The sequence below is a fragment of the Nocardia sp. NPDC047648 genome (assembly GCF_040642815.1).
Classification (GTDB): Bacteria; Actinomycetota; Actinomycetes; order Mycobacteriales; family Mycobacteriaceae; genus Nocardia; species Nocardia gamkensis.
Genome location: NZ_JBEYSX010000002.1, coordinates 55,513 through 69,469 on the forward strand (window position 1 = coordinate 55,513; position 13,957 = coordinate 69,469).

Genomic DNA, 13,957 nt, shown 5'->3' on the forward strand with positions numbered 1-13,957 from the left:
CCGCGCGCGGTGCGGCAATTACCCGAGGGGTAAGCGCACTGGTCTCGAACGACCGCGACCGCCGGACCCGGGAGGAGTTGGGGCCGGCGGCGCGGGTGGCGCAGATCAACTAGCGGCGGCGCTCCTGCTCGCCGCGCCGGTCGGGCATCTCGCTCCTGGTGCCCCGACGGCCTTCCATGTCCGCGCCCTCGCGCATGTCCTGCTCTTGGCGCTGTTGCTGCTGCTGCCTCGGCATCTGCTTCGGCATTTTCTTAGGCGTTTTCTTCGACTTTTCAGTCATCTCCACACGGTCCTTTCCGGGGGATTGATATTCGCCTAACGAACTCACGATAGCGAGCGGGTATGGCGTCCGGAAGGGGAAATGAAAAATAAGCCCCTTAGCGGCAGATCTGTCATGTTCACGCAGGTAGGAGCAATATTTGCATTGTTTTAGATAACGAATTCGGTTGCGGTGTGCCTCTGGTTGACATTCTGCTGATCGGCACGCCGGAGGGTTGGGGCAAAGGGGGAGCCGGGGCCGGTGGTAACGCTTGTTCGGGTGCGCCGGTGTTTATCGCGGTGAATTCGATTCCGCTATCGTGAGGAAGCGTGCGGATCATTCGAGTGATCGCCGCCGCTACCCGCTGATCCCGGTGTGAGACAACGACTTCGGTTCGTCGCCGGGACCGGGTCTCGGCGCTCTCGACTTCCTGTGCGCACTCGTGCTCCTGGAGAGCCCGCGCTGCAAGCACTTTCGTGCCAAAAGGCGGCGAACCACACGTTGCCTCAGCGGCGCAGCGGCAGGAACTCGACGATCGCTCCGTCGTCGGCGTCGGGCGGGACGACGACCAGGCCGTCGCGATCGACGAGGCCGCCGAGGTGGGCCGTGCGGATGGTCGGGTCGCCGATCCAGCCACCCTCCTCGGCGGCGCGGGCCGGGACGATGCGGGGCACCGGTCCGGTGATCTCGGCCGCGTTGTGCAGCGGTCCGCGCAGTGGGCGCGCGGGAGCGGCGCCGGTGCGGCCCTCGACGATCGCCGGCGCGAGCGCCATGAGCGTCGCGACGGCGGCGAACGGGTTGCCGGGCAGGCCGAGCACCGTGGTGCCGGAGGCGAGCTGGGCCACGACCGTGGAACCGCCGGGCCGCAGCCGCAGCCGCGGTACCAGGATCTCGGCTCCGGCGCGGGCGAGGGCACCGCGGAGCTGGTCGGCGGCCCCGCCGCCGGTCGCCCCGACGATCACCAGCAGGTCGTACTCCGGCGCGACGGTCATGACCTCGTCGAAGCCGTGCGGAGTGTCGCGCAGATGCACCCGATCGGCGGCACGAATACCGTTCCAGGACAACAGATCCGGCAGGACGGGACCGATCGAGTCGCGGGTCTGCCCCGCTTGCAGCGGTCCTTCGCTGCGGATCTCGTCACCGGTCATCACGATGCGCGCGCGGACCGGGCCGCGCACCGGCGCCACGGTGACTTCGACGCTCGCGGCCGCGGAGACCAACGCCGTGGTGACCGGCGTGCCCTCCGGCGCGACCGGATCACCGGCCGCGCGGTCCTCGCCGCGGCGGCGGGTGTCGTCGCGAAGCGGTGTGTCCGGCAGGCGGTACAGCGTCTCGTCGGCGATGTGCGCGAATTCGTCGCGCAGCACACCCGTGGTGCCGTCCGGGACGTGCGCCCCCGTGGCGATCCGCACCGCCTCGCCCGGCAGCAGTCCCACCGGTCGCCGCCCGCCCGCGAAGCCGACATCGCGGCGCAGGCGCCACGGGCCGTCGCCCGCCACCGCGTAGCCGTCCATCGCCGAGACGTCGAAGCGGGGCAGCGGCCCGGCCGCCGTCAGCGGGCCCGCGAGCGCCGCCCCGAGCACCGAACGCAGATCGGCCTCGTACGTGGTGAGCCGGGACAGGTCGCGGCGCAGAACGTTTCGTGCCTCGTCCAGGTCGAGCGGCGGTTGCTGCCGTGGTGCGTCGACCGCGGCCCTGGCCTGCCGTACCTGCTCGTCGGTGTCGCAGTCGCCGACGCCGGCGAGCGGGATGATCGCGGCGGCGGCGGGCACCAGGGCTTTCATCGGCTGGTTGATCAGCGCGTCGAGCCCGTCCAGCGCGGCGGTCAGCGCGGAGCGCCGCCACACCCCGATCAGATACTGCGGACGCCCCGACTCGTCGGCGGCGAACACCGCGTCCGCGCCGGATTCGGTGGCGTGCCGGATGAGCTCGGCGATCGCCCACGGCGACAGGAACGGCAGGTCGGCGGCCAGCACCACCACCAGCGGGGCGGCGGAGCCGAGGGCGCGCAGCCCCGTGTCGATCGCAGGCACCGGACCCGACCCGGGCGGCACCTCGCGCACCTGGATGATCTCCGGCGCCAGCTCGGGCCGATGCGGTCCGACGACCACCGTGTGCGCGCACGAGGCGACGGCGGCGAGCGCCACCTCGAGCATGGAACGGCCGCCGATGACGATGGCCGGTTTGTCCACGCCGCCCATCCGGCTGGCCCGGCCGCCCGCGAGCACGATCGCGTCGGCGGCGATCACACGCCACGACCTCGAGCTAGGTACACCATGGCGGCCATGCTAATTCGTCATCGCCGGGAAGCCCGGGAGCGGACGGCCCGGATCAGGCGTTCGACCAGAAGCGAGCCGCGGGCAGCAGCCGGAACTCGTTGAGTTCCGGGTCGGCGAGCACGAGGTCGGTGTCCCTGGTGGCCGCCGGGGCGCCCCGGTCGATCGTCGTGGCGCCCGCCGCGTGCAGCCGGGCCACCTCCGCGGCCCGGTCGTCGGCCGGAAACGAGGTGAGATCCAGGCGCAGCCTGGTCCGGCCGGACCCCGCGTCGGGCGTGCGCACGAACTCCAGCCAGGAGCCGAGCCCGGTCGGTGAACGCAGCCCGGTCAGCCGCTCGCCGCGGTGCGTGGACGGCCAGCCCGTGGCGGCCGACCAGAACTCGGCGAGGCGCCGCGGGTCGCGCGTGTCGACCACGATCGCCGCGACGGATCCGGTGTCCACGTACTCCTCCCTGGGTTCGAGCACGCAGAACTCGTTGCCCTCCGGGTCGGCGAGCACGGCCCACGGCACCGCGCCTTGGCCGATGTCGACCGATCGCGCACCCAATGCCAGCGCCCGGTCCACCTGGGTGCGCTGGTGGTCCAGCGAGCGGGTGGCCAGATCGAGATGCAGGCGGTTCTTGCCGACCTTGGCCCGCATCGCGGGCAGGAAGGTGAGCGCCAGCTCGCCACCGTCGGCGTCGGGCGCCGCGACGTTCACTTCGTCGGGGCGGTCGAGGGTCACGCTCCAGCCGAGCAGTTCGGCCCAGAAGTCCGCGACCGGACGCGGCCGGTCGGCATCGAAGGCGACGCATGCCAGGCGGGTGGGCATGGATCAACGGTACTGTCCGCCATTCGGGCACGGAGGCATTTCGGAAAGCGGTGCTCAGTCGCGCGGGAGATCGGGCAGCGGGAAACGCGCGGCGCGCAGGTCGACGCGCCCGTCGTGGATCGGCACGCCCTCCGCGGCGAGCAGGCGCAGCTGACGGTGGGCCAGGTGCGCGGCGGGCTTGCCGCTCGCCCCGAGCACGCGGTGCCAGGGCAGGTCGGCCGAGTCGGTGCGCATGATCCAGCCCACCGTGCGCGGCGTGGACAGACCGGCGGCCGCCGCGATGTCGCCGTAGGTCGCGACCCGGCCGGGCGGTATCGCCGCCACCAGCGCGCGCACCTGCTCCACCTGGGCGTCGGTGGTCGGCATCGGCTCAGAGCACCGAGCGCACGAGTTCGCCGGTCTGGGCGGGATACGCCTGGGCGACCATGTGATCGCAGTTCCATTCGAGCACCGTCAGGCGGGCGCCCATATGCTCGGTGAGCGCCGCGCGGAACTCCGGTGTGACGAACGGCGGATGCACCTTCATCGCCTGCACCAGCACGGTGGGCAGATCGGCGGGCGGCAGCACCCAGTGGCGGGCCAGCTGGCCCCAGTAGGAGTTGACGGCGGGCAGGCTCATCCGCCAGCCGAAGCGCCCGTCGGCGGTGGGCATCAGGTGTTCGTCGAGTTCGGCTTCCAGCAACCGTGGCTCGACGTCGCCCCAGCCGGTGTCCAATTTGTCCTGGCGCGCGTGCTCGACGCTGTCGTAGTCGGCCGAGACGAGGGTGGACAGCGCGATCTCGTTGAGCCATTCCGGTTCCAGTGCGATGGCCGGATCGAGCAGCACCAGCTTGCGCACCAGTTCGGGATGCCGATGCGCCAGGTGCAGCGCGCACGCGCCGCCGAAGGAGTGCGCGACCACCACCACCGGGCCGTCCGCCTCGGTGGTGACCAATCCGACCAGATCCTCGACGATGGTCTCGAAGTTCCACGGCGGCAGCGAGGTCGAGCGACCGTGTCCGCGCAGGTCGGGCGCGAGCACGCGGACATCGGGCAGATGCCGGGTGGCCAGGTCTTCCCAGCGTTTGCCGTGGCCGGTCACGCCGTGCAGGGCCAGCACCACCGGTCCCGTCGTCGGACCGAACCGATGGACATTCAAAACAGACACCGGTCCATTTTGACCTGCGCCGCAGTCGCGCGCACCGGCGGTCGGGCGGAGGCGTGTACCGGCGTGTCGGTCGTGTCTGTTGCAATAGCCCGCGTGGTGCGATCGGATGGCGCGGTGCGACTGGTTCGCCGGACAGTGGTGGCGCCCCGGCCGCGAGACTGGGGCGCCGACGTTCGCGCGCTGCTGGACGCCGCCGCGGCGGCCGGTCCGGCGCGTCCGGGGTGGCGGCCCTGGCAGGTACTCGGCGGACCGGGCACGGGCAAGACCGCCCTGCTGGTCGATCTCGCCGCCGAGCGCATCGCCGCCGGAGCCGATCCCGGATCGGTCCTGGTGCTGACCCATTCGAAACAGGCGGCGGGCGCCGTGCGCGACGCCATCACCACGCGGTTGAGCGGACCCGAACCCGGCGCGGAGGGCGGTGTGCCCGGCGCCACACGAGAACCCTTGGTGCGCACGCTGCACTCGTATGCCTTCTCCGTGCTGCGCAGGCACGCGCTGGCGCACGGCAACCCGCCGCCGCGTCTGCTCACCGGCGCCGAACAGGACGCCGTGGTGCGCGAGATGCTGCGCGGCGATCTGGCCGACATGGCCGAGGGCGCGAGCGGACTATGGCCGGAGCGGCTGCGGCCCGCGCTCGCGCTCGGCGGGTTCGCCGAGCAATTGCGCGATCTCATGCTCCGGGCCACCGAACGCGGTCTCGGACCGGAAGACCTGGTGCGGCTCGGCCGCGAGCACGCCAAGCCCGAATGGGTGGCGGCGGGCAGGTTCGCCATCCGCTACGAGCAGACGATGCTGCTGCGCTGGTCGGTCGGCGTCGAGGCGCCGGAGGCGACCGCGCCCGCGCTGGACGCCGCCGAACTGGTCGGCGCGGCGCTCGACGCGCTGGCCGCCGACCCGAATCTGCTTGCCGCCGAACGCGCCAGGATCGGATACCTACTGGTCGACGACGCCCAGCACCTGGACCCGCAGGCGGCCGTCCTTGTCAGGGCGATCGGGCACAGCGCGCGGACCACGGTGATCGCGGGCGATCCCGATCAGGCCGTCTTCACCTTCCGCGGCGCGGACGCGCGGTTCGTCGCCGAGCTCGACGTGCCGCCCGAGCGGCGCATCGTGCTGCGCGACAGCCATCGCTGCGGCGGTCAGGTGGAGCTGGCGGTGGCGCGGATCGCCGCACGCCTGCCGGGCAGTGCGCCGCAACGCATTCCGGTGCCCGAAGGCACCCGACCGCGGGAGGACGGCACCGAGGTGCGGGTCCGGGTGCTGGCCACCCCCGCGAAGGAGGCCGCGCTCATCGCCGACCACTTGCGCCGGGCGCATCTCACCGGCGGAGTGCCGTGGTCGCGGATGGCGGTGATCGTGCGTTCGGTGCCGCTGTCGCTGGCGCCGCTGCGCCGCGCCCTGCTCGCCGCGGGCGTGCCCGTGCAGCAACCCGCACTGGACACACCGCTGGCGCGCAGGCGCGGCGCGGCCTGGATGCTGCTGTCGCTGCGCGCGATCCTGGCGGGCGAGGCGGCCGAGCGGGGCGCGGAACCGGCATTCGAACCGGAGGACGCCCTCGACCTGCTGTCCGGCCCGCTGGGCGGCGCCGACCAGATCGCGTTGCGCAGGCTGCGGCGGGGCATCCGGCGCGCTGCGCTGGAATCCGTGCGCGCCGGGGCGAAAACACCGGACACGGCCGACGACCCGCCGCCGGACCGCGACACGGACGTCGACCGCCCCTCCGCGCAGGTGCTGCGCGACCTGTTGATCGGGACCGGCGATCCGGCGATCCTGAACCGGCTCACCGAGGTCGAGGCCGCGCCGCTGCGCCGGGTCATGGACGCGCTGCGCCGGGCACGGAAGGCGCGCGGGCGCGGCGCGAGCCTGGAGGACGTGCTGTGGGCGCTGTGGACCGGTTCCCGGCTGGAACGGCGCTGGGTGTCCCAGTCGGAGCGCGGCGGCGCGGTCGGCATGCAAGCCGATCGCGATCTGGACGCCGCGGTCGGGTTGTTCGACGCGGCCGCCGCCTACGTCGACCGGTTGCCGCGCGCGAGCATCGAAGGGTTCGTCGAATACCTATCGCAACAGGAGATTCCGCAGGACGCGGCGCCGCGAACGGCACCAGGCGAGGCGGTGGCGCTGCTGAGCGCGCACGCAGCCGCCGGGCGGGAATGGGATGTGGTCGCCGTCGCCGCGGTCCAGGAGGGGATCTGGCCCAACCCGCGCGCCCGCGGCACCCTGCTGCACACCGAGGACCTGGTCGATCTCACCGCCGGGGTGTCCGACGCGGGGGAACGGGTGAGCCGCGCGGCGCCGATCCTCGCCGAGGAGCGCAGGCTGCTGCTCGTCGCGTGCAGCCGGGCCCGGCGCTCGCTGCTGGTCACCGCCGTGGAATCGGTCGCGGGCGAACGCGATCTGGTGCCATCGCGGTTCCTCGCCGAACTGCTCGGACACGACGACGACGGCGAGCCCGGTGCGCTGCCGGTGGTCGATCCAGGACGCGCCCTGGTGATGCATTCCCTGGTCGCCGAATTGCGCGGCGTGGTCTGCGATCCCGAGGCCGATCCGGAGCGCAGGCGCCGCGCCGCGCATCAGCTCGCGCGGCTGGCGGACGCGGGCGTGCGGGGCACCCACCCCGAGGACTGGTACGGCACCGCCGAGCTCAGCTCGCGTCGACCGCTGTGGACCGACGAGGACGGCGCGGTGGCGCTGTCGCCCTCGACCGTCGAATTGCTGCGCACCTGCCCGCTGCGCTGGGCGCTGGAACGCAACGGCGGCACCGACGGCGACAACCCGCACGCCGTCAAGGGCAACCTGGTGCACACGCTGGTGCAGGCGCTCGCGGGCAAGGTACCCCCGGACCAAGTGCGCGAGGCGCTGGATCGCGCTTGGCAGGCGGTGGATCCCGGGACCGGTTGGCATTCCCGGCAAGAGCTGCGCCGCACCGAGGCGATGCTGGAGACCTTCTCGGCCTGGGTCCGCAACACCCGCGGCGAACTCACCCAGGCCGGTGTCGAAGTGCCGGTGGATTGCGAGTTGCCCGCGCGCACGGAAGAAGAACGCGCCGTGCGGATCCGGGGCCGCGTCGACCGGCTGGAGCGCGACGCGCAGGGACGATTCGTGATCGTCGATGTGAAGACCGGCAAGTCGCCCGTCACCAAGCAGGCCGCCGTCGATCACGCGCAGCTGGCGACCTATCAGGTGGCGGCCGCCATGGGCGCTCTCGACGCACCGGCGGAACCCGGCTCCGCCGATCCGGACACCGCGGCCGGTCCGTCCGGCGAACCCGGTGGGGCCCGGCTGGTGTACGTCGCGAAGCCGAGCAAGGCGGAGGGCGCTACCCAGCGCATGCAGCCCCCGTTGGACGCCGAGGCGCTCGAGCAGTGGCGGGACACCATTCACCAGGCCGCCGCGTCCACGCAGGGCCCGGGCTACCTCGCCATGCGCAACGACGGATGCCGCCACTGCGCGGTGGCGGGCAGCTGCCCCGTGCAGGACAGCGGGAGGCAGGTGACCGACGAGTGAGCGCGCCCTCGGCCTCGCCGCGGCCGGTCGCCGGGGCGCTGCCGTGACCGGCCGGGTGACGCCGCATCAGTTGGCGCAGGCGCTGGGCCTACCGCCGCCGACCGACGAACAGGCCGCCGTGATCGCCGCGCCGCCGGGCCCGACCCTGGTGGTCGCGGGCGCGGGCGCGGGCAAGACCGAGACCATGGCCGCCCGCGTGGTGTGGATGGTCGCGAACGGGCTCGTCCTGCCCGACGAAGTGCTCGGGCTGACGTTCACCCGCAAAGCCGCCCAGCAGCTGACCGCCCGCATCCGGACCCGGCTGGCCCGGCTGGCCGGCGCGCCGCTGCTGCGCGAACTCGACCCGAGCGGCCGGCTGCGCGCCCAACTGACCGGCGCGGAACCGGAGATCAGCACCTACCACTCGTACGCGGGCAGGTTGCTCACCGAACACGGTCTGCTGCTTCCGGTGGAACCCTCGGCGGCCCTGCTCACCGAGACGCAACTTTGGCAGCTCGCCCACCAGGTGGTCCGTACCTGGGACGGTGACCTGGAGACCGAGCGCACCCCCGTGTCGGTCACCGAGGCGGTGCTCGCGCTGTCCGGACAGCTCGCCGAGCATCTGGTCGAGCCGGAGGAACTGGCCGAGGCGCACACCGAACTGGCCAAGCTGGTGCACACGCTGCCCGCCGGTCCGCGTCAGCGGGGCGGCCCGAGCCAGACGCTGCTCAACATCGTGCAGGTACAGCGGGAACGGGTTGCCCTGCTGCCGCTGGTGCAACAGCTGAGTGAGGCGTTGCGTCGCCGCGGCGCACTCGATTTCGGCGCGCAGATGTCCCTGGCGGCGCGGTTGGCCGCCGAGCACCCCGAGGTCGCCGCCGCCGAACGCGCCCGGTTCCGGCTGGTGCTGCTCGACGAATACCAGGACACCGGCCACGCCCAGCGCGTCCTGCTCGCCGCCCTGTTCGGCGGCGCGCCGGAGGGCGCGTCGGACCAGGCATCGAATGTGTCGGGCGGAAGCGCTTCCCATGGCGAGCCCGACGGTTCCGGCGGAGGATTGGACGCGCTGGGCGGAGACGCTTCCGCGCCGGTGCCGCACGGCTTCGGTGGGAGCCCGGATGTGTCGGGCGGAGGCGTTTTTGCGGGGGAGCCGGACGGCTTCGGTGGGAGTCCGGATGTGTCGGGCGGAGGCGTTTTTGCGGGGGAGCCGCACGGCTTCGGTGAAGAGCCGGATCTTATGAGTGGAGGCGCTTTCGAGGGTCAGCCGCGCGGCAGCGGCCGAGGCCCGGGTACGTCGACCGGAAGCGCCTCCGCGCGCGACGGTGCGCAGGAGATGCGTCTCGATCCATCTACGGGGCAACCGGGGGCGTCGGTGGACGATGCTCGCGCCGACCGGCTCGCACAGGGTAGCCGTGCCCCGCAATCCCGCGCGGGGAAGCGCGATCCGGACCAAATGCCGGACCACGGGTCTTCGCAGGCCGTCGATGCCCATCCCGGCGATTCAGCGCGAGGCATGCGGCGCGTCGACGCAGGGGGAGAAGGGCAACCGCGATTCGCCGGAGCGCACGACCCGCACGACCCAGCAGAGCGGCGCTATCAGCGCTCGCGACCGCACGACGCGCAACGGCTCGCCGTAACCGCTGTGGGCGATCCGATGCAGTCGATCTACGGCTGGCGTGGCGCGTCGGCGGCCAATCTGCCCCGGTTCGCCACCGACTTCCCCACTGCGCCGGGCGTTCCCGCCCCCACGCTGGCGTTGCTCACCAGCTGGCGCAATCCGCCGGAGGCCCTGGCGCTGGCGAACTCGGTCGCGGAACCGTTGCGACGCAAGGCGATCGAGGGCGGCGGAGTGACGGTCGACGCGTTGCGTGCCAAGCCCGAAGCCGGGCCGGGCGTGGTGGCGCTCGCGTCGACCGACACCGTCGCCGCCGAACGTGACTGGGTGGCCGAGCGGATCGCGGCGGAGTGGGCCGCCCGCCGCGCCGCTCAGCAGCCCCCGCCCACGTCGGCGGTACTGGTGCGACGCAACGCCGACGCCGCGCCGCTCGCGGAAGCGCTTCGCGCGCAAGGACTCCCGGTGGAGATCGTCGGACTCGGCGGATTGCTCGCCACGCCGGAGGTCGCCGACATCGTCGCCACCCTGCGGTTGATCGCCGAACCAGGCTCGGGCAGCGCCGCCATGCGCGTGCTGACCGGTGCGCGCTGGCGCATCGGAGTCGCCGACATCGCCGCGCTCCACCGCCGCGCCAGGGACCTGTCCATCCGGCGTCCCGGTTCGCAGGGCCCGGCCGAGATCGCCGACGGCGCCGCGCTGGACGAGGCGTTGCGCGAAGTGGCGCCCGAACCCGCCGAACAGGCCGGGCTGGCCGACGCGATCGCCGACCCCGGCCCGCCGGACCAGTACTCCTCCGCCGGGTTCGCCCGCATCGAGGCACTGGGCCGGGAGCTGGCCGCGTTGCGCGAACGCAGCGGTCAGCCCCTGGCGGAATTGGTCGCCGACGTCGAGCGCACCATCGGCGTCGGGGTGGAGACCCAGACCCGGCGGGCCATGGCGGGTACCGGGGCCGGACGCGAGCATCTGGACGCGTTCGCCGAAGTGGTGGCCGGGTACGCCGCGGACACCGGCGCCTCGCTCGGCGGACTGCTCGCGTTCCTCGCCGCCGCGGAGGAGGTCGAGAACGGTCTGGAACCGGGCGAGGTCGAGGTCGCCAAGGACCGCGTGCAGGTACTGACCGTGCATGCGGCGAAGGGCCTGGAATGGGAGATCGTCGCGGTCCCGCACGTGGTGGAGGGCGTGTTCCCGTCCAAAGTCGGTTCCGGTACGTGGCTGGGCGCGCTGGCGGAACTGCCGACGTCGCTGCGGGGTGACCGTCAGCAGGACGACGCGGCCGAGGGTGTGCCCGTACTCGATCTCACCGACCTGTACGACCGCGCGGACCTCGACCGCGCGATCAAAGCGCACAAGGAGGCGCTGGAACGCCGCCGGATCGATGAGGAACGCCGCCTGTTCTACGTCGCGCTCACCAGAACCGAACGCGTCCTGCTGGTTTCGGCCCATCACTGGGCGGAGACCGGCAGCTCCCCGAAGGGCCCCTCGGACTTCCTGCTGGACCTGAAACGCGCGCACGAGGACCCGCAAAGCCCGGCCCACGACGTCTTGACGATCGACCGCTGGGACGATCCGCCCGCCGCCGACGCCGTCAACCCCTTCACCGACAACCCGGCGACCGCCGAATGGCCACGAGACCCGCTCAGCACCCGCCGCGACCCCATCGAACAGGGCGCCGCGCTGGTCCGCGCCGCGCTGGCCGAGCTGCGTGCCCGCCCCGCCGATGCCGAGCGCCACGGCCCGGATCCGTCTGGCGTCGGCCTGGACCGCAGCGCCGGTTCGGGGCGCGCCGATCCGGGTGCGGGTCCTGCCGGTGTCGAGCACCATGGTCCGGACGTGCGTCGGACCACCCCGAACCGCGACTTCGAATTCGGCGATGTCGACTCGCGTGCCCATCATGCCGATGCTGATCACCGTGGCCTGGACGTCCCGAGGGCCGTCCCGGATGGTGGCGCGGGCCCCGGTCGCGCCGACTCACGTGCCCGCCCCGCCGATGCCGGGCAAGGTGACCCGGATTCGTCCGAGACATCGCCGGGCCGTGCCGTAGCTTCCGGTCGTGCCGATGCCGCCCATGCCGGGCGCGGCGACCCGGACGCACCGGGCATCGTCTCCGACCGCGGCGCCGGACCCCACCGTGTCGAGCCGGCGCCGCCGCCGGACGAGCCGGATCTCATGTCGGAACCGGACTACTACCCGCCCGACGACGAGTACCCGCCGGACGAGTTCGCGGATGACTTCGAAGTCGTCGCCACCGAATACGCCGACCCCTACGCGGACATCGAACCCTATTTCGGCGCGGCGCCGGACCCGGTGGAGGAGTACCTGTCCGCGGGCGAACCGGCATTCGCCGCGACCGGTTTCGCTCCGCCCCCGCCGGAGGACCGGTTCCGGCCCGAGCACACCCAGCCCGCGCCGGACCCCGGCGATCCCGAAGGCTGGGCCGCCGACGTCGACGCCCTGCTCGCCGAACACCGGGCCGCCGCGGTTGCCGCCGAGGAGGTCGAGCTACCCGGTCAGATCGCGGCGACCGCCCTGGTCGAGCTGCGCGCCGACCCGGCGAGACTCGCCGCCCGCCTGCGTCGCCCGTTGCCCTACCCGCCGAATCCGCTGGCCCGCCGCGGTACCGCCTTCCATGCCTGGGTGCAGCGGTGGTTCGGCTCCACGCGCCTGCTCGGTCTGGACGAACTGCCCGGTGCGGCCGACAGCGGCGCGGCCGACGCGGGCCTGGACGCGGAGCTGACCGCGATGCAGGAGGCGTTCCTGAACTCGCGGTGGGCCGATCGCAGCCCGATCGAGGTGGAGATTCCGTTCGAGACGTCGATCGCGGGCACCGTGATCCGCGGCCGGATGGACGCGGTGTTCGCCGAACCGGGCGGCCGCTGGACCGTGGTCGACTGGAAGACCGGCGCCGAGCCCAGCGCCGCTGAGGAAGCGGCGGTCGCCATGCAGCTGGCGGTCTATCGCCTGGCGTGGGCGCGGCTGATGGCCGCGCGGGAGGGACGGCCCGAGCGCGAGATGCTGGACCGGATCGGCGCCGCGTTCCACTATGTGCGTACCGGTCGCACCATCGCGCCGGTGAACTTGGCCGGTCCGGAGGAACTGGCCGAGTTGATCAGGAACGCCGCGCCCGCCGGCTCACCGCCAGCGCCTGAGTGATGAGCGGAACCTGCAACGGCAGCCGCAGCGCCGAGCCGATCTTGACCAGCCGCGGAGCCTTCTCGCTGGCGAGCATGTCCGCGGTGAACTGCACATTGGCCGGGAGCACCGCGATGAACAGCAGCGCGGCGAGGCGTCCGCCGAAGCCGCGGGTACGCGGGATCGCGAGCGCGGCGGCGACGCCGATCTCGGCCACGCCGGAAGCGTAGGTGTAGTCGCGGGCGCGCCCGGGCAAAAAGCGCGGCACGATCGAATCGAAAGGCTTCGGCCGGACGAAATGCAACACCCCCGCGCCGAACAGCAGGGCGGCCAGCGCCAGCGCGGGCCGCCGCCCGCCGTCGGACACGGATGTCAGTGTGTTTTCAGCCATGAGGAACCTTTACATCCAGGCTGCTTCGCGTCGAGCCCCGGTCGCCCCATTGCGGACCTGACGGTCTGCTTTTCGAACTGCGTGCCCATGGCCCACCCCGGTTCGAGCTGAATGCCGCGCCGGGCAGTTCGCCGCAGCGGGCCGCGCCGCGAAGGAGCACCTGTCCATCGCGCCCGCGGTCACCATCGACCACGTCGCCGGGCGTCCGCTGAAGCTGACCAGGGCCGACTTCGAAGAGTTGATCGCCGACCTGCTGCGCGATCTCACCCGCTTCGTCACGACGGCGTTCGCCCGGTCGCCGCGGCAACCGCAGGCGGTCGCGGTCATCGGCGGCGGCGCCAACATCTCCGCCGTGCTCGACACCCTCACCGCCGCGCTGGACGTCCCGGTGTTCACCGTGCCGGACCCGGAGGCGGTGACCGCGAAAGGCGCGGCCCTGGTCGCCGATTCGGTGCAGCCCTCGGTGTTCCCCGTCGGCGCGCTCGGCGGCGACGCGCCCGCGGGCACGGTCACCAAGGTGTTCGGCACCTTGGCCGGTGCGATCGTGGTCGTCGGGCTGATCGTCGGATACGGGGTCAAGACGTTCTCCCCCACCGCGGACGACGAGGTCTCCCCCGCCGGCACCACGAGCAGCGCTTCCCAGCTATACGAACGGCGCGATTCCCCGCGAGTCCGACGCGGTCCTCTCCACCAGGGCCGGGCCGGAGATCGGCGTCGCCTCCACCAAGGCGTTCCTGGCCCTAGCGGCCGACAGGATGGACCACCGCTCCAAGCCGCGTACATCAAATCTGGAGTTCGAATCAACGCGCCCCGCGTACCTCCACTCCCGGTTTCGAGCGAAGCGAG

At 72.7% G+C, this 13,957-nt stretch carries 8 protein-coding genes and 1 pseudogene; 3 read left to right on the plus strand and 6 right to left on the minus strand.

What is annotated here, in order from left to right:
- Window positions 1-109: 109 nt before the first annotated feature.
- The 5 genes from ABZ803_RS04625 to ABZ803_RS04645 form a co-directional block, all read right to left on the minus strand.
- Window positions 110-280: a hypothetical protein gene (locus ABZ803_RS04625; RefSeq protein WP_157106832.1), complete on the minus strand. Its 171-nt coding sequence runs from the start codon at window positions 278-280 to the stop codon at window positions 110-112.
- A 485-nt stretch (window positions 281-765) separates the two neighbouring features.
- Complete coding sequence (locus tag ABZ803_RS04630) at window positions 766-2,508, minus strand: NTP transferase domain-containing protein (protein ID WP_357032879.1); 1,743 nt, start codon at window positions 2,506-2,508, stop codon at window positions 766-768.
- Between the two features lie 82 nt (window positions 2,509-2,590).
- Window positions 2,591-3,346 carry a VOC family protein gene (locus ABZ803_RS04635; RefSeq protein WP_357032882.1) on the minus strand — a complete coding sequence of 252 codons (756 nt, stop codon included), beginning with the start codon at window positions 3,344-3,346 and terminating at the stop codon, window positions 2,591-2,593.
- A 54-nt stretch (window positions 3,347-3,400) separates the two neighbouring features.
- Window positions 3,401-3,712 carry an MGMT family protein gene (locus ABZ803_RS04640; protein WP_040868972.1) on the minus strand — a complete coding sequence of 104 codons (312 nt, stop codon included), beginning with the start codon at window positions 3,710-3,712 and terminating at the stop codon, window positions 3,401-3,403.
- A 4-nt stretch (window positions 3,713-3,716) separates the two neighbouring features.
- On the minus strand, window positions 3,717-4,493 hold the full coding sequence (locus ABZ803_RS04645; RefSeq protein ID WP_357032885.1) for an alpha/beta hydrolase: 777 nt from the start codon (window positions 4,491-4,493) through the stop codon (window positions 3,717-3,719).
- Between ABZ803_RS04645 and ABZ803_RS04650 the strand changes: the two genes are divergently transcribed.
- Window positions 4,383-7,997 carry an ATP-dependent DNA helicase gene (locus ABZ803_RS04650; protein ID WP_357032888.1) on the plus strand — a complete coding sequence of 1,205 codons (3,615 nt, stop codon included), beginning with the start codon at window positions 4,383-4,385 and terminating at the stop codon, window positions 7,995-7,997. The two genes, ABZ803_RS04645 and ABZ803_RS04650, sit on opposite strands and share 111 nt — an antisense overlap.
- A gap of 43 nt (window positions 7,998-8,040) precedes the next feature.
- Window positions 8,041-12,741 carry a UvrD-helicase domain-containing protein gene (locus ABZ803_RS04655; RefSeq protein ID WP_357032891.1) on the plus strand — a complete coding sequence of 1,567 codons (4,701 nt, stop codon included), beginning with the start codon at window positions 8,041-8,043 and terminating at the stop codon, window positions 12,739-12,741.
- Here the strand turns inward: ABZ803_RS04655 and ABZ803_RS04660 are convergent.
- Window positions 12,698-13,111 carry a hypothetical protein gene (locus ABZ803_RS04660; RefSeq protein WP_357032894.1) on the minus strand — a complete coding sequence of 138 codons (414 nt, stop codon included), beginning with the start codon at window positions 13,109-13,111 and terminating at the stop codon, window positions 12,698-12,700. The genes ABZ803_RS04655 and ABZ803_RS04660 overlap by 44 nt on opposite strands.
- A gap of 238 nt (window positions 13,112-13,349) precedes the next feature.
- Between ABZ803_RS04660 and ABZ803_RS04665 the strand changes: the two are divergent.
- Window positions 13,350-13,511, plus strand: a pseudogene (locus tag ABZ803_RS04665) (hypothetical protein); the annotation flags it as partial.
- Window positions 13,512-13,957: the final 446 nt, after the last annotated feature.